At 58.3% G+C, this 24,318-nt stretch carries 17 protein-coding genes; 1 reads left to right on the forward strand and 16 read right to left on the reverse strand.

Features of this window, described 5'->3' with window-relative positions; translation table 11 throughout:
* Positions 1–47 precede the first annotated feature (47 nt).
* From OC597_RS19375 to purL, 15 genes are all read right to left on the reverse strand, one after another.
* Entirely contained in the window at positions 48–1,235 is a 1,188-nt protein-coding gene (locus tag OC597_RS19375; RefSeq protein WP_262210071.1) for a c-type cytochrome, read from the reverse strand.
* The gene (locus OC597_RS19380) at positions 1,232–3,142 is read right to left on the reverse strand and encodes an NAD(P)-binding protein (protein ID WP_262210072.1); all 1,911 of its coding nucleotides are present in this window, start codon (positions 3,140–3,142) and stop codon (positions 1,232–1,234) included. The genes OC597_RS19375 and OC597_RS19380 overlap by 4 nt, the downstream gene beginning before the upstream one ends.
* 212 nt (positions 3,143–3,354) lie before the next feature.
* Positions 3,355–4,779 (reverse strand): aminobutyraldehyde dehydrogenase, encoded by a 1,425-nt coding sequence (gene patD / locus OC597_RS19385; RefSeq protein ID WP_262210073.1) that lies wholly within the window; start codon positions 4,777–4,779, stop codon positions 3,355–3,357.
* Between the two features lie 46 nt (positions 4,780–4,825).
* On the reverse strand, positions 4,826–5,632 hold the full coding sequence (locus OC597_RS19390) for an ABC transporter permease (protein WP_085118310.1): 807 nt from the start codon (positions 5,630–5,632) through the stop codon (positions 4,826–4,828).
* Complete coding sequence (locus OC597_RS19395; RefSeq protein ID WP_410071725.1) at positions 5,622–6,560, reverse strand: ABC transporter permease; 939 nt, start codon at positions 6,558–6,560, stop codon at positions 5,622–5,624. The genes OC597_RS19390 and OC597_RS19395 overlap by 11 nt, the downstream gene beginning before the upstream one ends.
* 7 nt (positions 6,561–6,567) lie before the next feature.
* A complete protein-coding gene (locus OC597_RS19400) occupies positions 6,568–7,596 on the reverse strand; it encodes an ABC transporter ATP-binding protein (protein WP_262210078.1) in 1,029 nt (342 codons plus the stop codon).
* 55 nt (positions 7,597–7,651) lie between these two features.
* A complete protein-coding gene (gene ydcS / locus OC597_RS19405) occupies positions 7,652–8,806 on the reverse strand; it encodes a putative ABC transporter substrate-binding protein YdcS (RefSeq protein ID WP_085118314.1) in 1,155 nt (384 codons plus the stop codon).
* 61 nt (positions 8,807–8,867) lie between these two features.
* Positions 8,868–10,331 (reverse strand): gamma-aminobutyraldehyde dehydrogenase, encoded by a 1,464-nt coding sequence (locus OC597_RS19410; RefSeq protein WP_261285931.1) that lies wholly within the window; start codon positions 10,329–10,331, stop codon positions 8,868–8,870.
* A gap of 115 nt (positions 10,332–10,446) precedes the next feature.
* Positions 10,447–11,370, reverse strand: coding sequence for a LysR substrate-binding domain-containing protein (locus OC597_RS19415; protein WP_085118317.1), 924 nt, complete (start codon positions 11,368–11,370; stop codon positions 10,447–10,449).
* Between the two features lie 224 nt (positions 11,371–11,594).
* Entirely contained in the window at positions 11,595–11,933 is a 339-nt protein-coding gene (glnB, locus tag OC597_RS19420) for a nitrogen regulatory protein P-II (protein WP_004847623.1), read from the reverse strand.
* Positions 11,934–11,943: 10 nt separating this feature from the next.
* Positions 11,944–13,566 carry an NAD+ synthase gene (locus tag OC597_RS19425; RefSeq protein WP_261258937.1) on the reverse strand — a complete coding sequence of 541 codons (1,623 nt, stop codon included), beginning with the start codon at positions 13,564–13,566 and terminating at the stop codon, positions 11,944–11,946.
* A 129-nt stretch (positions 13,567–13,695) separates the two neighbouring features.
* A complete protein-coding gene (gene glrR, locus OC597_RS19430) occupies positions 13,696–15,033 on the reverse strand; it encodes a two-component system response regulator GlrR (RefSeq protein ID WP_261258936.1) in 1,338 nt (445 codons plus the stop codon).
* Positions 15,030–15,902, reverse strand: coding sequence for a two-component system QseEF-associated lipoprotein QseG (qseG, locus tag OC597_RS19435; protein WP_261258935.1), 873 nt, complete (start codon positions 15,900–15,902; stop codon positions 15,030–15,032). The genes glrR and qseG overlap by 4 nt, the downstream gene beginning before the upstream one ends.
* Before the next feature lie 2 nt (positions 15,903–15,904).
* Positions 15,905–17,341 (reverse strand): sensor histidine kinase, encoded by a 1,437-nt coding sequence (locus tag OC597_RS19440; protein ID WP_261258934.1) that lies wholly within the window; start codon positions 17,339–17,341, stop codon positions 15,905–15,907.
* A gap of 800 nt (positions 17,342–18,141) precedes the next feature.
* Positions 18,142–22,035: a phosphoribosylformylglycinamidine synthase gene (gene purL, locus OC597_RS19445; protein ID WP_510181749.1), complete on the reverse strand. Its 3,894-nt coding sequence runs from the start codon at positions 22,033–22,035 to the stop codon at positions 18,142–18,144.
* A gap of 276 nt (positions 22,036–22,311) precedes the next feature.
* Here purL and mltF point away from each other — a divergent pair, with 276 nt between their 5' ends.
* Positions 22,312–23,772 carry a membrane-bound lytic murein transglycosylase MltF gene (gene mltF, locus OC597_RS19450; RefSeq protein ID WP_261463740.1) on the forward strand — a complete coding sequence of 487 codons (1,461 nt, stop codon included), beginning with the start codon at positions 22,312–22,314 and terminating at the stop codon, positions 23,770–23,772.
* Here mltF and tadA read toward each other — a convergent pair whose 3' ends face one another.
* Complete coding sequence (gene tadA, locus OC597_RS19455) at positions 23,773–24,285, reverse strand: tRNA adenosine(34) deaminase TadA (protein ID WP_262210083.1); 513 nt, start codon at positions 24,283–24,285, stop codon at positions 23,773–23,775. It lies immediately after the preceding gene.
* Between the last annotated feature and the right edge of the window lie 33 nt (positions 24,286–24,318).

Below are 24,318 nucleotides of genomic sequence, written 5' to 3' on the forward strand. Positions count from 1 at the left end.
GGCCCGAGTATCTCTATCTAATAAACAGCTCAACCCGCGCCCTTCTGTTATTTCTCCGCCAGCTTGCGTGTCTCTTGAACCTGCTGCGCCGTAACCGGTGCCGCCTGGTTGCCCCAGCTTCCCCGTAAATAACTCATCAGATCGGCAGCCTGTTGGTCGTTCAACGTCCAGGCGTAACCCGGCATGGCGATCGCCGTGGCATGTTGGGTGATTGGCGTATGCGCTCCTTCCAATACCACGCGCAGCGCAGTTAGCGGGTTTTCCGCCGTGACCGTTGCGTTACCCGCCAGTGCCGGAATGGTGTTGTCGCTGCCCTCGCCCTTATTGCCATGGCAGGTTGAGCAGTACATGGCATAGGTGGCTTGCCCTACCTGCGAATTGCCGTTGGTCATTGCCACGGCTTTCTCCGCCTGCGGTTTTTCCGCCGCCAGGCTGTGCAGATAGGTCGCAATGGCGTTCAGATCGCCATCGGTCAGATATTGCGTACTGTGGCTAACCACCTCACCCATCGGCCCTGCGACCGCCGCATGTTGGCTACGTCCGGTTTTCAGCAAGGCCACGACCTCGTCCTGTTGCAGCCCGCGTAACCCGGAAGCGTACCACCCATCCAGTTCGGCGCCGCTCAGGAAGGTCGGCTCTTTACTGTCCAATCCTTTCTCCTGCATCGCCCAACCGCGCGGCGTGTGGCAACTGCCGCAGTGCCCCGCCCCTTGCACCAGGTAAGCCCCGCGGTTCCACTCGGTGCTCTGGCTGTTGTCCGGCTGGTATGGCGTATCCTCATGGAACAGCTGGTTCCATATTGCCAACGGCCAACGCATCGACAGTGGCCAACTGATATCACTGGCACGGTTAGCGGTATTCTGCGCCGGGACTTCCTTCATCAGATAGTCGTACAGCGCACGCATATCTTCCGCATTCATTTTGGCGTAAGAGGTGTAAGGCATCGCCGGATACAGCCGATGGCCATCTTTGGCGATCCCCTGGCGCATCGCACGGTCAAACTCTTCAAAAGAATAAGCCCCGATGCCCTGCTGCTGGTCCGGCGTAATATTGGTAGCGTAAATAGTGCCCAACGGGGTCGGGAACTTCATACCACCGGCAAACAGAGCGCCGCCCGGTGCGGTATGGCAGGCGGTGCAGTCACCGGCCTTGGCCACGTATTCCCCGGCCGACATCGCCTGGGCCGAACCGCCAACTGCCAGTAAGGTCAGTAAATACAGTGAACGCATGCTCATGCTCCCTCCTTGGCGGCAACATGGCCGAAGGCCAGTTCATTTACCGCGCGCCATGCCTGGTCGATCGCCGAGTTGGCGTACGGGCTCCAGTCTGAATCCGAGTTGGCAATCACAATTTTGCCGATCGGCTGGCGTGCCGTCTCTATGATTTTCTTCGCCTCGTCCTCATCGTCAAACAGCCCGTTGAGGAAGTAAGAATAGCCGTGCGACCAGCGGTTAACGGTGATTGCCTCTATATCTCGCTGATGATCGAAACCGGCAGAGCCGAGCATGCCCTGCAGCTGTTCACGGATCATCTGCTCATGCACTTCAAACGGCGTCCCCAACAGCAAGGCGCGACCTTTGCGCGACTGTTCACGCGGGCTCAGCCCGCTGCCCGCCAGCGTCGGTACATACACCATGTGCAGGCCAATCGGCTGGTTCGGATCCCGCGGGTGCTGATAGCCGCCCATGCTCACCGGGTAATCCAGCTTCACGCGGCAATAAGGCGCCGTCGGCGAGTAAACTTCATGCACGCCCAGTTTGATAAACGACTGCCAGTTGCGGATCACTACTTTGCTGTACACCAGCGGCGACTTGACGTTCTGTTTCAGCGCCTGTTGCTGCTCAGCTGACATTTCCGGCACCAGATACGGGATCATCATGTTGTACCCGGCCATCACAACCTGTCCGGCACGCACCTTGGTCATCTTCTCGCCGGTCATATAGGTCACCTCGACCTTGTCACCGACGTTGGCCGCGTGTAGCCCGGTGCTGTTCAACCGCAGTTTTACCGGTGACTCCGCTCGCTCGAGCTGGCTGTAGTCGAACTTCGCCAGCACGATGTCATTCATGTCTTTGCCGCCCGGTGAGACTGCCGGGATCAGATGGCGCACCATTAAACGCGTCAACGTAGCGTTGCCGTCCGGGAAGTGGAATACGTAAGGATCGTCGAGATCTGCCTGCGACTCCTCATCCAGTGGCGGCAGGTTCATGCCGTTCAGGCCAGGCAGATCGCAGATGCGCGCATCGCTGCAAGAGGTGGCGTCGATACCCACCGCCTGGAAATCACTGGTGGTTTGTTGGAAATAGCGGATTGCCATTTCGCTCAGGCCAACCTTGTCACGCAGGAACTCGGTATAGCTGTGTTTGTCGAGCCATTCGCTTTTTTGTTCCTGGTTCATCTCCGGCAGATAATCTTTATCCACGGTGTGTAGCAAAATCAGCGCCTGACGATCGCTCTCCGGCAGTGGGAAATCACCGATAAAGGCTTCGTAGGAACGGCCGTTGAGGCGGTCATGGGGGATATCGTCCGCCACCATGCGGCCCGGATCCCCGTTCACCACTTTGTCGACGCCGAAGTTTTTGCGATCGAAATAGACGCCACGGCTCAGGTTCAGATCCGGGTAGAAGGTTTTATCGAAAGCCTTTTCCAGGTTGTCGATGCTGACGCCCAGCTTTTGCAGCAGCCCCATCGCCACCGGACTGAAGTTGGATCGCGGCGACTGCAGCGACTCGCTGCCACCGTAGCCGAGGATGGTGCCGTTCTCGCTGCTGAACTCATTACGCTTGGCGTGACCACCAAAGTCGTCATGATTATCGATCAGCAAAATACGCTGCTGCGGCCCCTTCATTTGCTGCCAGAAACAGGCGGCCGCCAGCCCACTGATACCGGCACCAACCACCACCAGATCGAACTCTTCCGTGGCTGGGATGCTGGCAAAATCGAAGGCCTTGCCGTCACGTCCCAGTTGATGCGCATGCTCAAACGAACCGGGATGGTTGCCCCGCAGCCCGGTCAGCGTCGGTGGGTAATAGAGGGTTTGATTGGCGGTTTGCGGCGATGCGCGCAGGATCTGCATCGGCGTTAACCCGGCGGCGATGGTGATCGCTACCCCATTAAGAAAATCGCGTCTGGTGATACCCATAATTGGCTTCCTTCAGTTTTTATCCCCGTCGTATTTCAAGCTACAGCGTTGTTACCTGCACTTGCTCACCCCAGTCACTTACTTAAGTAAGCTCCTGGGGATGAGCAAGCTGGCCGCCTAGCTGTAACTTGAAATTCATAGGGGAATATTATTATCAAGCAAGTACCAGCCTGCTTAAAAGCCGCGTTATTTTGCAGATAAAACCTGATGAATCAATGTTTAAACATCACGTGGCGGATTGCGGTGTAATCTTCCAGGCCATACATCGACATATCCTTGCCGTAACCGGACAGCTTTTGGCCACCGTGCGGCATCTCGCTGACCAACATGAAATGGGTATTCACCCAGGTACAACCATACTGCAAACGGGCGCTCAGACGGTGTGCCCGGCCCACGTCGCGGGTCCACAGGGAAGACGCCAGCCCGTAGTCAGACTCGTTGGCCCAGGCCAGTACCTGCGCTTCGTCGTCGAACGGCGTAACGGTCACCACCGGGCCGAACACTTCACGCTGGACGATTTCATCTTCCTGCCGAGCCCCCGCCAGCAGCGTCGGCTGGAAATAGTAGCCAGGGCCGTTAACCCTGTCACCACCGGTCACCACCTGCACGTGCGGCAAGGCCTTGGCCCGTTCGACAAAACCCACCACCCGCTCCAGATGCTGAGCGGTTATCAATGGGCCCAGTTCGCTACTTTGATCTTCCGGCGGGCCGATCTTCAGGCTACCGATGGCCTCACCCAATGCTTTCACCAACTGCGGATAGATCCCCTTCTGCGCATAAATACGGCAGGCGGCGGTACAGTCCTGACCGGCGTTGTAGAAACCAAAGCTGCGGATCCCCTCCACCACCTGCTGCAGGTCGGCGTCGTCAAACACCAGCACCGGCGCCTTGCCCCCCAGCTCCATATGGGTGCGCTTAATGCCGGATGCGGTATGGCCAATAATGTGTTCGCCGGTGGCGATTGAGCCGGTCAGCGACACCATGCGCACTTTGTTATGGCCGGTCAGGCGATCGCCGACGCTGGCACCGCGGCCAAACAGCACGTTAAACACGCCCGGCGGGAACAGACCGGCGGCCAGCTCGGCCAGCTTGAAGGTGGTCAACGGGGTTTGTTCCGACGGCTTAAGCACCACGCAGTTACCTGCCGCCAGCGCCGGAGCCAGCTTCCACGCCGCCATCATCAATGGGTAGTTCCAGGGGGCGATCGAGGCGACTACGCCCAGCGGATCGCGGCGGATCATCGACGTGTGTCCAGCCAGATACTCACCGGCCGCCAGCCCGCTCAGGCAACGACTGGCCCCGGCGAAGAAGCGGAAGACATCAGCCACGCCCGGCAGTTCGTCATTCAGCACGCAGTGGTAGGGTTTACCACAGTTGATCGATTCCAGGCGGGCCAGGGTTTCCGCATGGCTGTCGATCAGATCCGCCAGCTTCAGCAGGTGTTCAGCACGTTCTTTCGGCGTGGTCTGCCCCCAGTGTACAAATGCGGCGTCGGCCGCCAGCACGGCCTGATCGACCTGCTCTGCACTGGCTTCAGCCACCTGTACCACCACCTCTCCGGTTGCCGGGTTATACACCGGCAACAACTCGCCCTGGCCGGTAACCAGTTGGCCGTTAATCAACAGTTGGCTTTGCATAGGGTTATCCTTTTATAAGATGTCTGGTACGCATTAGGGTCAGAGGTTATTTGCCGCTGCCGGCGACGCTTTCGCCGCCCTTGGTCAGGTAATAGGCCCCCAAAATCGGGAACATGGTCAGCAACATCACCGACAGCGCCACCACGTTGGTGATCGGCACATCGCGCGGACGGCCAAGCTGGTTCAGCAACCACAGCGGCAGCGTGCGCTCATGTCCGGCGGTAAAGGTGGTGACGATGATTTCATCAAATGACAAGGCGAATGCCAGCATGCCCCCGGCCAGCAATGCCGAACCTAGGTTGGGTAGCATCACGTAGCGGAAGGTTTGCCAGCCGTCGGCGCCGAGATCCATTGACGCCTCGATCAGGCTATGGGAAGTCCGGCGGAAACGAGCGATGACGTTGTTAAACACGATCACCACGCAGAAGGTGGCATGGCCAATCACGATGGTCAGCACCCCCGGTTCGATATTCAGCGCCTTGAACGCCGCCAGCAGCGCCAGACCGGTAACAATGCCCGGTAGCGCGATCGGTAACAGCAGCAACAGTGAAATGCTGTCTTTACCGAAGAAATCACGTCGGTACAGCGCCGCCGCCGCCAGGGTGCCCAGCACCAGCGCCACCGCCGTCGCCAGCGCGGCAATCTGTGCAGAAAGCAGCATCGCATCGATAATGTCCTGCCGACCGGCAGCCACGCTAAACCAATGCAGCGTGAAGCCCTTCGGCGGGAAGCTGAACGCCGCGTCCTCGGTGTTGAAGGCGTAGATGGCGATAATCGCCAGCGGGAAATGCAGGAAAATCAGACCGCCCCAGGCGGCCAGTTTCAGCCCTAATGGCGCGCGCTCAGAGTGCATCGAAGGCCCCCAGACGTTTCACAATGGAAAGATAAATCGCGATCAACACAATCGGCACCAGGGTAAAGGCTGCTGCCATCGGCATATTGCCGATCGCCCCTTGCTGGGCGTACACCATGCTGCCGATGAAATAGCCCGGCGGCCCCACCAGCTGCGGCACAATAAAGTCCCCCAGCGTCAGTGAGAAGGTGAAGATCGACCCGGCGGCAATGCCTGGCACCGCCAGCGGCAGGATCACGTAACGGAAAGTCTGCGACGGGCGTGCGCCCAGATCTGCCGAAGCGTGCAGCAACGAAGGTGGCAGACGTTCCAGCGCCGCCTGGATCGGCAGGATCATGAACGGCAGCCAGATATAGACAAACACCAGAAAACGCCCCAGCCCGGAGGTCGACAGGGTATTGCCGCCGACACCCGGCACGGTCAGGATCGCCGTCAGCACCGGCTCCAGCCCCAGATGCTGCAGGAACCACTGCGCCACGCCATCCTTCGCCAGCAGCAGCGTCCAGGCATAGGCCTTGACGATATAGCTGGCCCACATCGGCATCATCACCGCGATATAAAAGAACGCTTTGACGCGGCCGCTGGTGTAACGCGCCATGTAATAGGCAATCGGGAACGCCAGCACCGCACTGGCCAGTGACACCAGCACCGCCATCGTCAACGTGCGCAGGATGATGTCGTAGTTGGCCGGGTTAAACAGCGCCCGCAGGTTATCGAAGGTCAGATCCGGCGTCACCGTCATGGTGAAATCGTCGAAGGTATAGAACCCCTGCCACAGCAGTGTCAATAATGAGCCGAGGTACACCGCGCCGAACCACAACAGCGGCGGCACCAGTAACAGCAGCAGGTACAGCGTCGGCCGGCGGTAGAGAAAGGTCGACAGGGCGCGCAAGGTACCGCGGCGCGGCGCGGGATAGTCGATGCTCATCTCCATCTCACCTCTCCTCCAGCAGCGGTACCATCGCCTCACGTGACCAGCAGGCGGTGACCGGCTGACCGATCAAATGCTGCTGTCCGGCGGCGTGCCACTGAGGATTCGCCTCGCTGACCAGCAGTTTTTCACCGCTGCTCAGCGCAATTTCATAACGCGTCGCTGCACCCTGATAATGGATCTCTTGCAGCGTGCCCTGCACCTGAATTTCGCCCTGTGCGGCACCGTTCATATCCACCAGGCGAATATGTTCGGGGCGGATAGAGAAGGTGGCGGTCTGGCCGAGCAAGCGCTGCGCCAGCTCGCTGCGCACCACGTTGGAAGTCCCGACAAATTCGGCGACGAACGGCGTTTTCGGCCGCATGTACAGCTCACGTGGCGCGTCCACCTGCTCGATACGCCCGTTATTGAACACCGCCACCCGATCCGACATCGACAGTGCTTCGCTCTGATCGTGAGTGACGAAAATAAAGGTGATCCCTAACTGGCGCTGCAGCTTTTTCAGTTCGCCCTGCATCTGTTCACGCAGCTTGAGATCCAGTGCGCCCAGTGGCTCATCCAGCAACAGCACCCGTGGTCGGTTAACCAGCGCGCGGGCCAGTGCCACACGCTGCCGCTGACCACCGGAAAGGTGCGCCGGTTTACGTTCGGCGACGAACCCCAGCGCCACACTGTCCAGCGCCTCCTGGGCCCGAGCCAGCCGCTCACGCTTGGCGACACCTTTCACCATCAGTCCGTAGGCCACGTTTTCCAGCACCGACATGTGCGGGAACAGTGCGTAATCCTGGAAAACGGTATTCACGTCACGCTGATACGGCGGCAAATTGGCCGCTTCCTGGCCGTGAATACGGATCGAACCGGCGCTGAGTTGTTCAAAGCCGGCGATCAGTCGCAGGCAGGTGGTTTTGCCCGAGCCAGAAGGCCCGAGCATGGAGAAGAATTCCCCATCTTGTATTTCGATAGAAACCCGGTCCACGGCGCGAACGTCGCCGAAGCTCCGTGAAACATCGATAAATTGCACGGCAATGGTCATGATCTGCGCTCCTGATAAGCATTCATCGGGCGTAGCAAGCTACGCCCTCCGCGGGTTACCGACCGCCCATGATGGCGATATAGTCCTGAGTCCAGCGGCTGTACGGCACGAACTTGCCGCCCTGCGCCTGCGGCGTTTTCCAGAAGGCAATCTTGTCGAACTGGTTGAAGCCGTTGGTTTCACAACCCTTGTCACCCAACAGCGTACTGGCCTTGCAGCCTGCCGGAGACGCCGGTACCGAACCAAACCAGGCGGCAACGTCGCCCTGCACTTTTGGCTCCAGCGACCAGTTCATCCACAGATAAGCACAGTTCGGGTGTTTGGCATCGGCGTGCAGCATGGTGGTGTCCGCCCAGCCGGTAACCCCCTCTTTCGGGAACACGGTGCCAATCGGCTGGCCTTCCCCTTTCAGGGCATTGGCCTGATACGGCCAGGCGCTGGAGGCCACGACGCCTTCGTTTTTGAAATCACTCATCTGTACCGAGGTGTCATGCCAGTAGCGGTGGATCAACGCATGCTGGGTGCGCAATATCTTCAATGCCGCCTGATATTGCTCTTCGTTCAACTGGTACGGGTCGCTGATGCCAAGCTGCGGCTGCGTAGCCTTCAGGAACAGCGCCGCATCGGCGATGTAAATCGGCCCATCGTAGGCTTGCACCCGGCCCTGATTGGTCTTGCCGTCCGGCAGGTTCTGTTGCTGGAACACTACTGCCCAGCTGTCTGGCGGCGTCGGGAAGGTTTTGGTGTTGTACATCAGCAGGTTTGGCCCCCACTGATAGGGCGTGCCGTAGGTTTTGCCGTCTACGGTATACCAGGCGCCGTTCAGCAAGCGCGGGTCGATATTTTTCCAGTTGGGGATCAGCGCAGGGTTGATCGGCTGCACCCGCTTACCGAAGATCAGGCGTAACGAGGCATCGCCGGAAGCGGTGACCAGATCATAGCCGCCCTTGGCCATCAGGCTGACCATTTCATCGGAGGTGGCGGCGGTTTTCACATTCACCGCACAGCTGGTTTGTTTTTCGAACTGGCTGACCCAGTCATAGTTTTTATCAGACTGACCACGTTCGATGTAGCCGGGCCAGGCAATGATATCCAGTCGCCCTTCGCCTTTACCCAGCGCCTGCGGCAAGTCGGCCGCCTGGGCCAGGCCGCAAAGCACGGTGAAACAGAGTGCGGAAACTGTGGTGGTGACTGCGGTAGTTTTTCCCATCGTAATTACCCCTGTGTTGCGTATCTGTGTGCGGCAGGGAACGGCTGCCGCCCTAATTTCATTAGAATGTGGCTTTAAACTTCGCCATTACGTGCCTGACCACGCTGTAGTCCTGCAGTGAATCACTGGATAGATCTTTGCCGTAGCCGGAGCGTTTCAGGCCCCCGTGCGGCATCTCACTCGCCAGGGTGAAATGGGTATTGATCCAGGTGCTGCCGTATTGCAGATGTGCGGCAATATGCAGCGCCCGATCGATATTCTGCGTCCAGACCGACGAGGCCAGGCCGTATTCGGAATCGTTTGCCCAGTTGACCGCCTGCTCCAGATGTTCGAAGCGGGTGACGCTCACCACCGGGCCGAACACTTCGCGCTGGACGATTTCGTCACTTTGCAGGCAGCCGGCCAGCAGCGTGGGTTGGTAGTAGAAGCCAGGGCCGGAATGCGCGGCGGCGCCGGTGATCAGTTCAATATGTGGCTGGCTGAGCGCCCGCTCGACAAAGCTGGCGACGCGATCGCGTTGGCGGCTGCTGATCAGCGGGCCGATTTCGTTATCTTCATCGCGTTTGCGGGCAAAACGCAGGCTGGCAACCGCCTCGCCCAGCGCCTCCACCAGCTTGGGATAGATCCCCGCCTGCGCGTAGATGCGGCAGGCGGCGGTGCAGTCTTGGCCGGCGTTGTAGTAGCCGTAGGTGCGGATGCTGTTGACCACTTCATCCAGGTCGGCGTCGTCGCAGACAATCACCGGTGCCTTGCCGCCCAGCTCCAGGTGGGTACGTTTGACGCTTTTCGCCGCGGCCTGCAGAATTTTTTGCCCGGTGACGATGTCGCCGGTGACCGAGACCAACCGTACCTGAGGATGACCGACCAGATGGCTGCCGACCCCTTCCCCGCCGCCATAAATGATATTCAGCACGCCCGGTGGCAGGATGTCCTGCAACGCAGGCACCAGCGCCAGAATGGTCAGCGGAGTATGTTCGGAAGGTTTGAATACCACGGTGTTACCCGCCGCCAGCGCCGGCGCGATCTTCCACGCCGCCATCATCAGTGGGTAGTTCCACGGCGCAATCGAGGCCACCACGCCGATCGGGTCGCGGCGGATCATCGAAGTGTGGCCTTCAATATATTCACCGGCCAGTTGTCCCTGCTGGGTGCGCACCGCACCGGCAAAGAACCGGAACACATCGACGGCAGCCGGCAGATCGTCATTGAGCGCCTGATGCAAGGGTTTGCCGCAGTTGAGCGCCTCCAGACCGGCCAGACGCCCGGCCTGCCGCTCGATGGCGTCGGCAATGCGCAGCAGGATAGCAGCACGGTAGGCCGGCGTGGTACGCGACCAGTGGCCGAAAGCCTGCTGTGCCGCTTTGACTGCACTGCCAACCTGTGCCGATGAGGCTTCGGTGATGGAAACCAGCGTTTCGCCATTGGCTGGATTAACGATGCACTCTTGCTGGCCTTCGCCTTCGACCGACTGACCGTTAATGAATTGCTGACAGGATAAACCTGAAAGGAGGTGCACATCTGCCATCGCGTATCGCCTCTAAGTGACCAAAACGTTAACTAAATGTGAATAAGTTAGTTTCAATCAGACTAAGCGAGCCTCGGGCAGCCAACAAATTCTAAATACTGAACGCCGCGTTCGATTAAATCGAATGCTTGAGCCCAGCAGCGTGCATATTGCCGTTCTCACGCGCAATGGTAAGAAACGGCGTGACCAGTTCCGGCCGCGCACTGCCGCGTCGCCAGGCCAGACCGATGTCCAGCGGCTCCAGCAGATCCACCAGCTTACGCGCCTCAATCATGTTGCCTTCCAGCGACCAGGCGCGGTAGGCCATGTCCGGCAGGATCGAGACCCCCATGCCCGCAGCTACCAGGCTGCGCACCGCCTCCGTCGACGCGGTTTTCATGGCAATCTCCGGTTTCACTCCGGCGCGTGCCCAAATGCGCCGCGCATGGACGTCCATTTCATCGGCGTTAAGCTGGATCAACGGCAGCTTCGCTACGTCCGCCAGACCAATACTTTCATGATCCAGCAACGGATGCAGCGGCGGCAGCCACAGGCGATAAGGCGAGTGCATCAGCACTTCGGTCTGCAACGCGTCGCGGTCTTCGATATTCGACAGGATCAGCACGCCGATATCGATTTCCCCGCTCACCAGCAGATGCTCAATATAAGGGCGTTCATCTTCAATCACCTGAAGGGTGACGTTGGGGTAAGCCGATTTAAATCGCTTCAACAGCTCGACCAAAAAGTACCCTGCCACCAGGCTGGTCACGCCGATGGTCAGCTTGCCGGTCAGGCTTTCGGTCCCCAATTGCAGGCTGCGCTTGGCGTTATCCACCGTCGCGAGGATCAGATAAGACTGGCGCAGAAACTGGTGGCCCTGGTGCGTCAGGTTCATGCCCTTGGCGTGGCGATCAAACAGCCGCACACCGATGTCGGTTTCCAACTGCTGAATGGCCAGCGTCAGTGAGGACTGGGAAACAAACACCGCCTGAGCGGCAGCGGAGATCGACCCGGTTTCCGCCACGGCAATGAAATGGCGGATTTGGCGCAGCGTCATCATAGGGAACAACCTCAATCAAAACAGTTGGGTTGAGTGTAGATGCCGTGCGGAAAGCGATCGAAAAAACCATCTAAAACGCGATGGCCTTCGCTTTTTTAGAACGCTAACCACAGGAATGACTGAGACTGGAGAATAAAACCGCGGGCTCAAGGGGGGAATGGCAGAAACAACAAGGGCGCAGTATTGAGCTGCGCCCTCAGGGATTTCAGACCAGAAACGTTAAATTAGATCGCTTCTTCGTCCTGCTCACCGGTACGGATGCGCACTACGCGCGCCACGTCGAAGACAAAGATTTTGCCGTCGCCGATTTTACCGGTTTGTGCAGTCTGCATGATGGTCTCTACGCAGGTATCGACGATATCGTCGGCCACCACGATCTCAATTTTCACCTTCGGCAGAAAATCGACCATGTACTCCGCGCCACGGTACAGCTCGGTGTGGCCCTTCTGGCGGCCAAAGCCTTTCACTTCGGTGACAGTCATCCCGGTAATGCCAACCTCAGCCAGCGCTTCACGGACATCATCCAGTTTGAACGGCTTGATAATAGCGTCGATCTTTTTCATCTTGTTTCCTTTACCAATTTTTGCGGCCAAAGCCGGATGTGATTGGGTAGCGGCGGTCTTTGCCGAAATTGCGGGCGGTGATGCGCGGCCCAACAGCGGCCTGACGCCGTTTGTATTCGTTGATATCCACCAGGCGGATAACTTTACGCACGATCGCCTCGTCGAAACCTTCGGCCACCAGATCGGCAACCGACTTATCGCGCTCGACGTAACCTTCCAGAATCGCATCCAGAATGTCGTACGGCGGCAGACTGTCCTGATCGAGCTGATCCGGTGCCAGCTCGGCGGACGGCGGACGATCGATAACCCGCTGCGGGATCACGTATGAAACGGTATTGCGGTATTCGGACAGCTTGAATACCAGCGTTTTCGGTACGTCCTTCAGCACGTCGAAGCCACCCGCCATATCACCATACAGCGTGGCGTAACCTACGGCCATCTCGCTTTTGTTGCCGGTGGTCAACACGATGCTGCGGCGTTTGTTGGACAGCGCCATCAACACCACGCCACGGCAGCGCGCCTGCAGGTTTTCTTCGGTGGTGTCGCGTTCGGTACCGGCAAACATTGGCGTCAGCTGGCCCATAAAGGCATCGAACATAGGTTCAATGGAGACGATGTCGAATTCAATGCCGAGGATTTCCGCTTCTTCCTTCGCATCGGCGATGCTGATGTCCGCGGTGTAGCGGAACGGCATCATCAGCGCCTGCACTTTGTCTTTGCCCAATGCATCGACGGCAATCGCCAACGTCAGCGCCGAATCGATACCGCCGGACAGCCCCAGCACCGCGCCCTTAAAGCCGTTTTTGGTCACGTAATCACGCACCGCCAACACCAGGGCTTCGTACACCTGCGCCAACTGCGGCAGCTCGGCGGCCGGTGCGGTCATCGGCACCACCTCCAGCTCATTGAGCTCAAGCAGGGTCACCTGCTCGGCAAACGCCGTCAGGCGGTGGGTCATGTTACCGGCCGCGTCGAATACCTTCGAGCAGCCGTCGAAAATCAGCTCATCCTGCCCGCCGATCTGGTTCAGATACACCAGCGGCAGATGAGTACGTTGGCAATGGCCGGCCATCAGCGTCTTGCGGATATACGGTTTTTCGCGGTTATACGGCGAGGCATTGATCGACAAAATCATTTCGGCACCGGCCGCCTTGGCGGCATCGACCGGTTCCGGGAACCACAGATCTTCGCAAATCAGCAGGCCCAATTGATAGCCTTTCAGCTCAACCACGCAGGTTTCTTTACCAGCCTCGAAGTAGCGTTTCTCATCGAAAACGCCGTAGTTCGGCAACTGTTGCTTGAAGTAACGCGTCAGCAACTGCCCTTCGGAGAACAGCGACAGCGCATTATACAGCTTGTCGCCTTCGCGCCACGGGTGGCCAACCAGGATGGCGACCTCGGCGGATGCCTGCTGCAAACGGTGCAACTGTGCGTCACAGCGCTGATAAAAATCGTTGCGATACAGCAGGTCTTCCGGCGGATAGCCGGAGAGCGCCAACTCGGTGAACATGACCAGATCGGCTCCCGCCTTCTGCTGCTCTTGCACGGTTTGCAACATGCGTTCGGTGTTGCCTTCAATGTCACCGACCAGCAGATTTAGCTGGGCCAGTGCGATGGAAAGTGATCTGCTCATTGTTTAGGATCCCGCTTAATACGTTCCATGGTGCTCTGTGTTGGGCCATGCCACAAACCAGAGAACGGAGTGTAAATCATTCCGCCGCGTTTGTTGAGAACCTGCGTGCGCAGGCTGCGGCGGAAAATATCATTCTTTAAAATCGTTGGCGTCCAGTTCATGGCGCGACAGCAATTTATAAAACTCGGTACGGTTGCGACCCGCCATGCGCGCGGCCTGGGTCACGTTACCCTTGGTGATTTGCAACAGCTTGCGCAGATAGTGCAATTCAAACTGATTGCGCGCCTCGACAAAGGTCGGCAAGGCGGTATTTTCCCCTTCCAGCGCCTGCTCAACCAGCGCTTCGCTGATCACCGGCGCAGAGGTCAAGGCCACACACTGTTCGATCACGTTCACCAGTTGGCGCACGTTGCCCGGCCAGGTGGCGGTCATCAGGCGTTTCATGGCATCCGTTGAGAAACTGCGGACAAACGGCTTGTGGCGCTTGGCGGATTCACGCAGCAGATGATTTGCCAGCAACGGGATATCCTCGGCACGCTCATTCAACGCCGGGATCTTCAGGTTCACCACGTTCAGGCGGTAGTACAAATCCTCGCGGAATTCGTTTTTCGCCATCGCCTTTTGCAAATCGCGGTGGGTGGCGGAAATAATGCGAACGTCAATGTCCAGATCGCGGTTGCTGCCCAGCGGGCGCACCTTGCGCTCCTGCAATACTCGCAACAACTTAACCTGCAGCGAAAGCGGCATATCGCCGATCTCGTCAAGGAACAGCGTGCCGCCTGCTGCCGCCTGGAATAAGCCTTCGCGGCTGCTGACCGCGCCGGTAAAGGCCCCTTTGGCATGGCCAAACAGTTCGGACTCCAGCAACTGCTCCGGTAACGCGCCGCAGTTAATGGCAATAAAGGCCTTCTTGCCACGCGGGCTGGCACCGTGTATCGCCTGCGCCAACACCTCTTTGCCGGTGCCGCTGTGGCCGTTAATCAATACGCTGACATCCGACTGCGCCACCATTTTGGCCTGCTCCAGCAGGCGCAGCATAAGCGGACTGCGGGTGACAATGTTCTCACGCCAGCTGTCATCACCGGCTGGCAGTGACAGCGACAGCGCATCGTCGATGGCTTTGTACAGCGCATCGCGATCCACCGGTTTGGTCAGGAAACTGAACACCCCTTGCTGGGTAGCCGCCACCGCGTCCGGGATCGAGCCATGGGCGGTCAGGATGATCACCGGCATGCCCGGCTGATGCTTTTGGATCTCGGCAAACAGCGCCATGCCGTCCATTTCATCCATCCGCAGATCGCTGATCACCAGATCAATCTTCTCACGCCCTAACAGGCGCAGCGCTTCCTGGCCGCTTTCGGCGGTGGTGACATGAAAACCTTCGCTGGTCAGGCGCATCCCCAGCAGCTTTAGCAGGCTGGGATCGTCGTCAACCAATAACAAATTGGCCGGTTTGCGTGCGGTCATTGCGCGTGAGACTCCTTGTTAGCGGGGGGCGGCGCGTAGGTATCTTCCGGCTCCACCGGCAGGGCGGTGCCCTTCTCCGGCTCGGCGTCCGACTCTGCGGCCTTGGCCGGCGCGACTTTCTTGCCCGTGGCATCGGTTTTTTGCTGGGTCCCACTGTTGTCCGGGATTTCACTCTGCAACTGCTTGCGTGAAGAGAGCTGACGTTCGATATCGGTCAGGTTTTCCAGCTTGCGTGAAGTGTCCTGCAGTTGCGCCTGTAAACGCACCTGGCTCTGACGCAGCGTATCGATCTGGCTGTCGGAGCTTTCCTGCAGGTGCTGATAGCGCGCCTTTTCATCAAACAGGGTGATCTGCAGCACCTGCTGCTGACGCCACAGCTGCAACAGCGGACGCAGGGAACTTGGGAACTCCATGCGGTAACTGTTCAGGCGATCGATCATCTGGCGACGTTCGCCCGAGGTCGGCTCGGCGCTGCCCAGCAGGATGCTTTGCTTGAAAATACCGTCCCAACTGTCACCGGGCAGGGTTTTCGCCAGCGCACGCGCCTGGGTTGAACCGATACGATCGGCACAGTCCATGGCGCGCAGCCAGTAAAGTGAGTTATTCAACGCGTCTTTTTCGTCGAGCGGCCACAGGGTGTCGCAGGCTGCGATGCGGTAATCCACCACTTTGGTGTCCGGGATCGCTTCCTGCTGCGGCTGATTCAGGCCACCGCTGACCGCACGATCGACGCAGCCCGCTAACAGAAACGGCATAAAAAGAACGCTGCCTAAAAAGGAAAATCGACGCTTGCCGAGCGGCGTACCCTGTGTGGCACGCGGTGAACGTTCGGTCTGCGAGAGACGAAGGCGTTTAGACCATGTGTACATTATTATTCATTCTCGGCGGTTAATGGCAATTCAATACGGAAGCAGACGTCTGCGCCAGCGACTTCGACCAACTGCAGTTCGCCACGCATACGGCGGATACAATCCTGCGCGATGCTCAGCCCCAGACCGCTTCCTTTTACTGCCCCTTTTCGCTGGTGACTCCCCTGGAAAAAAGGCTCAAAAATCATGGTTTTCTCGGCTTCGGGGATCGGCGTGCCGCTGTTAGCGACATCAATCTGCACCCTTTGCCCAACCTGACGGCTGCGGATCCAAATGTTACCGGATTCCTTGCCGTAGTGCACCGCATTGGAGTAGAGATTATCCAGCACGCGCATTAATAGCGTAGGCTCTGCCCAGCAGATTTTCGCATCCAGTTGGATCTCGGTGCCGATCATTTTTGCCCGGGCCGGCAAACTGTGCGCAGCCACCACCATTTCGACCATCTCTCCCAGCTCGACATTCTCATGCTCTGCTGGGCCATCGGCCAGTTTGCGGTTGTAATCCAGCAGTTGTTCAATCAGTTGCTGCAGGTGGCGACTGCTGCCGTCGAGAATGGCCACCACCTCTTTTTGATCTGAGGTCAGCGGACCGGCCACTTCGTCCGCCAGCAGCTCGGTGCCCTCACGCATACTGGCCAACGGTGTCTTCAACTCATGCGAGATATGGCGCAGGAACTCATGGCGCTGCGACTCCAGCCACGCCAAACGTTCACTCAACCAGATAATGCGCTGTGCCAACGAACGCAGTTCGCGCGGCCCTTTAAACAAGGCGGTACTGCCCAACGCCCGCCCTTCCCCCAAACGGTTGATCATTCGCTCGACCGCTTTTACCGGGCCGATAATCATCCGGGTAAAGAGCACCACCAGCATCACGCTGACCAGGAACAACATCAGCGCCTGCCAGCCGAAGAACTGGCCGCGCTCGGCGATCGCCTGCTGCAACTGCTGACCGCGAGAGAACACCACGGCGCGCGTGGCCTGTACCATCTCGGCATTGGAACGCGAGAACGACTCCAGCAGCGTCGAAGCCTGCGAGTCCGGGCCGCTGTTCTGGCATTTAATCGCCGCCAGTTGGGTTAACAGGTCACGCAAGGTTTGATAATAGCGTTCATCCGGCAGGATCGGCGCGTGGGCATCGAGCATCTGCGAATACTGTTTACGTTGGTTCTGGTATAGCCGCGCCAGGGTGGGATCCACCAGCACGCAATACTGGCGGTAGCTGCGTTCCATTTCCAACGCCACGCTGGTCATCGCTTCGCTACGCCGCGCATCCACCAGCGTGGTGCGGTTGATGTCCGCCGCCTGAGCGCTGAGATGATCCAAACTCTGGTAAGCCTGATAGGCCAGTACCAGCAGCGGCAACAGCACCAACAAGAACGCCATCAGCACCAGTTGGCGCAGTGAGCGGGGAAATAAACGCCATCTTTTCAACGAAATCATCTCATTGTCTCTAGTCTGCTTCGATGCTAACCGAGTCGCCGATGAGAGGAAAGCCCGGCGTTCAGCGGAGCGTCAGGAAAATACAGGTCAGCGGGCCATCGTGGGGAGTTTGCGTTTAAGGCTTTCGATAACGGATGAATACAGAGGTAAGCATAACTTTGAGATTTGACGCTGGGGCAGGGCTGCCCCATCGCAAGAAAGTGTGGATGCCCTTGAATCTCGTCCCCAGGGTGATGTAGCACTAGGCTGGCATCGAACAGGACGAATAGCATCCGTAAGTATCCGGGATTGATGAACACTCATCACAGTTGGATACAGGCGGTGCCTCACTCCACGTGTCGCCCGATGCTTGATAAAGCGCTTGCGCGTCTGTTATCGGTTTGGTTGGACGATAGGCACCATTTCTTTGGCATCATTCGGAGGCTTATGAGGCAACTGTTCCGTCTAAATACGGGGCCGTCATAAAAAGGTGAATGAGCAACTGGAGAGAATAATGCACTTAGCGTGCCAACTTTTCAAGTTATTTTTAATTCGCTGATATATATGGATAAAAATTTTATTCACTGTCAAAAAACGCCAATTAACGCCACATCGGGCGAAGAAAAAAACGCCACCCTGTCGTCAAAAACCGACAACTTAAGTCAATTAAATTTTCACCATTATAAATCAATGAGTTAAATGTCTCTTTTTAGAGACAATGAAAGTAGCCGCTGTCGCAAAATGCAGACAGCTGCCAGCGAGCAGAAAAATAAAAAGGGGCACAATCTCTTGCGCCCCTCTGACTTCCTTCGAATGCTCGCTTAGCCCAGCTGTTTACGGGCGTTGCGGAACATGCGCATCCACGGGCTGTCTTCGCCCCACTCTTCCGGATGCCACGAGTTGCTGACGGTGCGGAATACCCGCTCCGGATGCGGCATCATCACCGTCGCGCGGCCATTGGTGCTGGTCACTGCGGTGATCCCGTTCGGCGACCCGTTCGGGTTGGCCGGGTAGGTTTCCGTTACCTGGCCAGCATTATCGACAAAGCGTAATGCCACCAGGTTATGGTGTTCCAGCGCCGCCAGATGTGCAGCATCACGGACTTCGACGTGCCCTTCACCGTGCGACACGGCGATCGGCATGCGTGAACCCGCCATGCCCTGCATGAACAGCGACGGGCTGGCCGCCACTTCCACCAGGCTGAAACGCGCTTCAAAACGGTCTGACAGGTTACGCACGAAACGCGGCCAGTGTTCAGCACCCGGGATCAGATCGCGCAGGTTCGACATCATCTGACAGCCGTTACACACGCCCAACGCCAGGGTTTGCGGACGGTGGAAGAAGGATTCGAACTCGTCGCGAACGCGATCGTTGAACAGAATCGACTTCGCCCAACCTTCACCGGCACCCAGTACGTCACCGTATGAGAAGCCCCCGCAGGCCACCAGCGTATGGAAGTCTTGCAGGTCACGACGCCCTTCCAGCAAATCGCTCATGTGAACGTCTACCGCATCAAACCCGGCGCGATGGAATGCCGCAGCCATCTCAACGTGGGAGTTAACCCCCTGCTCACGCAGCACCGCCACTTTAGGGCGTGCGCCCTTGGCGATATACGGCGCAGCAATGTCTTCTTCCGGGGCAAAGCTCAGTTTGACGTTCAGGCCAGGATCGCGTTCATCCTGCTTGGCCTGGTGCTCCTGATCGGCACATTCCGGGTTATCACGCAGACGCTGCATCTGCCAGGTGGTTTCCGCCCACCAGGTACGCAGCGTGGCGCGGCTTTCGCTGTACACCGCTTTATCGCCCTGAGTAATCACAAAGCGATCGCCGGCCTGCACGCTGCCGAGGTGGTGAACATTGTCCGTCAGGCCGTGCTGAGCAAACACCTGCTGTACCGCTGCAAGCTGGTCAGCCGTGACCTGGATCACCGCGCCCAACTCTTCGTTGAACAGCGCAGCCAGGGCGTCGTCGCCCAGCCCTTTGATATCTACCTGCACACCGCAGTGGCCGGCAAACGCCATTTCCGCCAGCGTGACCAGCAGGCCACCGTCGGAGCGGTCGTGGTAAGCCAGCAGCGCGCGATCGGCCACTAACTGTTGCATGGCATTGAAGAAACCCGCCAGTTGCTCAACATTACGTACGTCGGCCGGTTTGTCGCCCAGTTGACGATAAACCTGCGCCAGTGCAGTGGCACCCAGCGCGTTATGACCGTTACCCAGGTCGATCAGCAGCAGCGCGCTGTCGCCTTTATCGGTGCGCAACTGTGGCGTCACCGTGTGGCGTACATCTTCTACGCGAGCAAAACCGGTGATCACCAGTGACAACGGCGAGGTCATTTCGCGCTGTTCATTACCTTCCTGCCAGCGGGTTTTCATCGACATCGAGTCTTTGCCCACCGGAATAGTGATACCCAGCGCCGGGCAAAGCTCTTCGCCCACCGCTTTCACCGCTTCATACAGACCGGCGTCTTCACCCGGGTGACCGGCTGCCGCCATCCAGTTAGCAGAAAGCTTCACGCGCTTGAGCGAACCGATTTCGGTTGCCGCCAGGTTGGTCAGGGCTTCCCCGACCGCCAGGCGGCCAGAGGCGGCGAAGTCCAGCAGCGCCACCGGCGCACGTTCGCCGATCGACATCGCTTCACCGTAGTAACTGTCCAGGCTGGCGGTAGTGACCGCACAGTCGGCCACCGGGATCTGCCACGGCCCTACCATTTGATCGCGCGCCACCATACCGGTCACGGTACGGTCGCCAATGGTGATCAGGAAAGTTTTCTCTGCGACGGCCGGCAGGTGCAGAACGCGGTTGACCGCATCGGCCAGGGTAATCTCGTCGCGCTGTAGCGGCTGGCCCTTGGCCTGCAGACGGGTCACGTCACGCGTCATCTTCGGCGTTTTGCCTAACAGCACGTCCAGCGGCATGTCGATCGGTTGGTTGTCGAAATGACTGTCGTTGAGCGTCAGATGCTGTTCTTCGGTGGCTTCACCGATCACCGCATAAGGCGCGCGCTCGCGGCGACAAATCTCGTCAAACTGTGCCATCTGCGCCGGGGCAATCGCCATCACATAGCGTTCCTGCGATTCGTTACACCAGACTTCCAGCGGGCTCATACCCGGCTCGTCGTTCAGGATATCGCGCAGCTCGAAACGACCACCGCGGCCGCCATCGCTGACCAGTTCAGGCATGGCGTTGGACAAGCCGCCAGCGCCGACATCGTGGATAAACAGAATCGGGTTTTGCTCGCCCAACTGCCAGCAACGGTCGATCACTTCCTGGCAACGACGCTCCATTTCCGGGTTGTCGCGCTGTACCGAGGCGAAATCCAGATCGGCGTCGGACTGGCCAGAGGCCATAGAAGATGCCGCACCGCCGCCCAGACCGATATTCATCGCCGGGCCACCCAGCACCACCAGTTTGGCACCGACGGTGATTTCTGCTTTTTGCACGTGGTCGGCACGGATGTTACCGATACCGCCCGCCAGCATGATCGGCTTGTGGTAGCCGCGCAGTTCCACGCCGTTATGGCTGTTGACCTGCTCTTCATAGGTACGGAAGTAACCCACCAGCGCCGGACGGCCGAATTCGTTGTTGAACGCCGCGCCGCCTAATGGGCCATCGGTCATGATGTCCAGTGCGGTAACGATGCGGTCCGGTTTGCCGAAATCCTGCTCCCATGGCTGTTCAAAGCCGGGAATACGCAGGTTGGAAACCGAGAATCCCACCAGACCGGCTTTGGGTTTGGCCCCGCGACCGGTAGCGCCTTCGTCACGGATCTCACCGCCGGAGCCGGTAGCGGCACCTGGCCATGGGGAGATCGCCGTCGGGTGGTTATGGGTTTCCACCTTCATCAGGATATGGGCTTCTTCCTGATGATAGTCATACTGGCCGCTTTCAGGCGCGGCGAAGAACCGGCCGACCTGCGAACCTTCCATCACGGCCGCATTGTCTTTATAAGCCGACAGCACGTAATCCGGCGTCTGCTCAAAGGTGTTCTTGATCATTTTGAACAGCGACTTCGGCTGCTGTTCACCGTCGATGATCCAGTCGGCGTTGAAAATTTTATGACGGCAGTGCTCGGAGTTGGCCTGCGCGAACATATAGAGTTCGATATCCGTCGGGTTGCGCCCCAGACCGGTAAAGGCATTCAGCAGATAGTCGATTTCGTCCTCGGCCAGCGCCAGACCCAGCTTGAGGTTGGCCTGCTCCAGCGCGCTGCGCCCTTCTCCCAGCATGTCGACCGCCTGGTAAGGTGCCGGCTGATGCTGAGCGAACAGTTGTTCGGCCTGTTGCAGACTGCTGAAGACGGTTTCCATCATCCGATCGTGCAACAACGTGGCAAGCTGCTGCCATTGTGCTTCGGTCAGCGTCGGGGCCTTGACGTAGAACGCCAGACCGCGTTCCAGCCGCAGCACCTGCTTCAAACCGCAGTTATGGGCGATATCGCTGGCTTTGGAAGACCACGGAGAAATGGTACCCGGACGCGGCGTCACCAATAGCAGGCGGCCTTCAGGGGCATGTTCGGCGAGAGAGGGGCCGTACTTGAGCAGGCGCGCGAGCTTGGCGTGCTCTTCGGTATTTAACGGTGCGCTAACATCAGCAAAGTGGACGTACTCGGCGTAGATATCACTGACCGGGAGTTGAGCGTCCTGGCAGCGGGACAGCAGTTTGGTAACACGAAAAGCCGACAAAGCGGGCGAACCACGCAGTATTTCCATAATCAAAGTTCTCTCGTCTTCGAAGCAACTGACTTCAGCACTTCATTGGGCGCAACAGGGGGAAAACGCGCGCCATTATAGAGAATCTACGCCGCCGACGAAACCGTTTGCGTAGCTATTATTAATAAAAGCTGTTTGCGCCGTCGAATTGTCATAACGTATCAATAAAGTTGCACGCTGGCGTTTTGTTGCGCAAAATGCCCCGGCACTGTTGATTTAACCATAAGAAAAGACTGGTAAGCCGTCGGCAGTGCATGTGTGCCACCACTGGATAACTATTTGAAACGCCTTAAAATAAACTACATTCTAATCGGTGTTGTTACCTTGCTTCTGGCGCTCGCCCTGTGGCCCAATATTACCTGGCGCGGCGGTCAGGGCGGGCAACTCGAAGAGATCAAATCCCGCGGAGAGTTGCGTATCAGTACGCTAAACTCGCCGTTAACCTATTTCACCACCAAACAGGGGCCGAGCGGCCTCGACTATGAGCTGGCAAAACGCTTTGCCAACTATCTGGGGGTGAAATTGGTGGTGATCCCGCACAAGAACATTAATGACCTGTTTGACGATCTGGACGATGACGACGCCGACCTGTTGGCCGCCGGGCTGATCTACAATCAGGATCGGCTCAGCCGTGCGCGCACCGGCCCGGCTTATTATTCCGTTTCCCAACAGCTGGTCTATCGCCTGGGTACCGCACGACCGAAAACCTTTGCCGACATTAAAGGCAAACTGGCGGTCGCCTCCGGATCTGCGCACGTCAGCACCCTGAAACAGCTTAAGCAAAGTAAATTCCCGAACCTCAGTTGGGAAGCCTCCAGCGATCTCACCTCGAAAGAGCTGCTGGAGCAGGTGGCCGACGGCAAGCTGGATTACACCCTTGGCGACTCCGTCACCATCGCCCTGCTGCAACGCATTCACCCGCAACTGGCAGTAGCCTTCGACGTCACCGATGAAGAGCCGGTCACCTGGTACCTTAAGCGTGGCAGTGACGACAGCCTGTATGCGGCGATGCTGGACTTCTACAGCCAGATGGTTGACGACGGCACGCTGGCGCGACTGGAAGAGAAATACCTCGGCCACGTCGGCAGTTTCGATTATGTCGACACCAAAACCTTCTTGTCGGCCATCGATTCGGTGCTGCCGACCTTCCGTTCGCTGTTTGAAAAGTACGCCAGCGAGATCGACTGGAAGCTGCTGGCGGCGATTGCCTATCAGGAATCACACTGGAACCCGCAGGCGACCTCACCGACCGGCGTACGCGGCCTGATGATGTTGACGCGAGCCACCGCCGACGGGCTGGGGGTTAACGATCGTCTCGACCCCGAAGAAAGCATTCAGGGCGGTGCCCTCTACCTGCAAAGGCTGATGGCCAAGGTGCCCGACAGCGTACCGGAAGATGAACGTATCTGGTTCTCACTGGCGGCCTACAACATGGGCTGGGGCCATATGCTCGATGCCCGTAAGCTGACCAAAATGCAAAAGGGCAATCCGGACAGTTGGGTCGACGTCAAACAGCGCCTGCCGATGCTCAGCCAGAAACGCTACTACCCGCAATTAACCTACGGCTATGCACGCGGGCGCGAAGCCTATAACTACGTGGAAAACATCCGTCGCTATCAGGTTAGCCTGGTCGGTTATTTGCTAGAAAAAGAGAGAAAGGCGGCGCAGGAAGCGGCCGAGCAGGCCGAACTGGGGAAAGGCTATCCGGCCGTGACACCGGAGTTGGCACTGAACTTCTGATTATTCAGGGCTGTTATCCGTATCGCTGCGCTGCGCCTGCTTCAACGCCTTTTTCTGCTCACGACGCAGGCGGAAAAAGTTGCTCAGCGTGGCGGCACACTCCTCGGCCAGTACGCCGGAGAGGATCGCCACCTGATGATTCATGCCAGGGTGGCGCAAAATATCCACCAGCGATCCTGCCGCGCCGGTTTTTACATCGGCCGCGCCGTACACCAACCGACGAATACGGCTGTGTACCATCGCGCCGGCGCACATCACGCAGGGTTCCAGAGTCACATATAAGGTTGCGTTCAGTAGACGGTAGTTCTGTAACACCGTCCCGCCTTGTCGCAACGCCATGATCTCCGCATGCGCGGTCGGATCGTGGCGACCAATCGGTCGGTTCCAGCCTTCGCCAATTACCTGGTTATCCAGCACCAGCAACGCCCCTACCGGCACCTCGCCCTCTTCCTGCGCACGCAGGGCCAGCCGCAATGCCTGACGCATCCAGTACTCATCATTATATTCAGTCATTGCATCATTCCTCGTGCACTTTGCGGCGGGCAT

It is taken from the genome of Serratia proteamaculans (genome assembly GCF_946227095.1).
Classification (GTDB): Bacteria; Pseudomonadota; Gammaproteobacteria; order Enterobacterales; family Enterobacteriaceae; genus Serratia; species Serratia proteamaculans_E.

Bases quoted from the DNA above. Each gene is read 5' to 3' on its own strand.
- OC597_RS19380 (WP_262210072.1), bottom strand. From the start codon at position 3,142: ATGGGTATCACCAGACGCGATTTTCTTAATGGGGTAGCGATCACCATC.
- OC597_RS19425 (WP_261258937.1), bottom strand. From the start codon at position 13,566: ATGAGCAGATCACTTTCCATCGCACTGGCCCAGCTAAATCTGCTGGTC.
- glrR (WP_261258936.1), bottom strand. From the start codon at position 15,033: ATGACCGCACGCAAACCGGCCAATTTGTTATTGGTTGACGACGATCCC.
- OC597_RS19395 (WP_410071725.1), bottom strand. From the start codon at position 6,560: ATGAGCATCGACTATCCCGCGCCGCGCCGCGGTACCTTGCGCGCCCTG.
- ydcS (WP_085118314.1), bottom strand. From the start codon at position 8,806: ATGGGAAAAACTACCGCAGTCACCACCACAGTTTCCGCACTCTGTTTC.
- OC597_RS19375 (WP_262210071.1), bottom strand. From the start codon at position 1,235: ATGAGCATGCGTTCACTGTATTTACTGACCTTACTGGCAGTTGGCGGT.
- patD (WP_262210073.1), bottom strand. From the start codon at position 4,779: ATGCAAAGCCAACTGTTGATTAACGGCCAACTGGTTACCGGCCAGGGC.
- OC597_RS19415 (WP_085118317.1), bottom strand. From the start codon at position 11,370: ATGATGACGCTGCGCCAAATCCGCCATTTCATTGCCGTGGCGGAAACC.
- OC597_RS19390 (WP_085118310.1), bottom strand. From the start codon at position 5,632: ATGCACTCTGAGCGCGCGCCATTAGGGCTGAAACTGGCCGCCTGGGGC.
- tadA (WP_262210083.1), bottom strand. From the start codon at position 24,285: ATGACTGAATATAATGATGAGTACTGGATGCGTCAGGCATTGCGGCTG.
- glnB (WP_004847623.1), bottom strand. From the start codon at position 11,933: ATGAAAAAGATCGACGCTATTATCAAGCCGTTCAAACTGGATGATGTC.
- OC597_RS19410 (WP_261285931.1), bottom strand. From the start codon at position 10,331: ATGGCAGATGTGCACCTCCTTTCAGGTTTATCCTGTCAGCAATTCATT.
- OC597_RS19440 (WP_261258934.1), bottom strand. From the start codon at position 17,341: ATGATTTCGTTGAAAAGATGGCGTTTATTTCCCCGCTCACTGCGCCAA.
- qseG (WP_261258935.1), bottom strand. From the start codon at position 15,902: ATGTACACATGGTCTAAACGCCTTCGTCTCTCGCAGACCGAACGTTCA.
- OC597_RS19400 (WP_262210078.1), bottom strand. From the start codon at position 7,596: ATGACCATTGCCGTGCAATTTATCGATGTTTCACGGAGCTTCGGCGAC.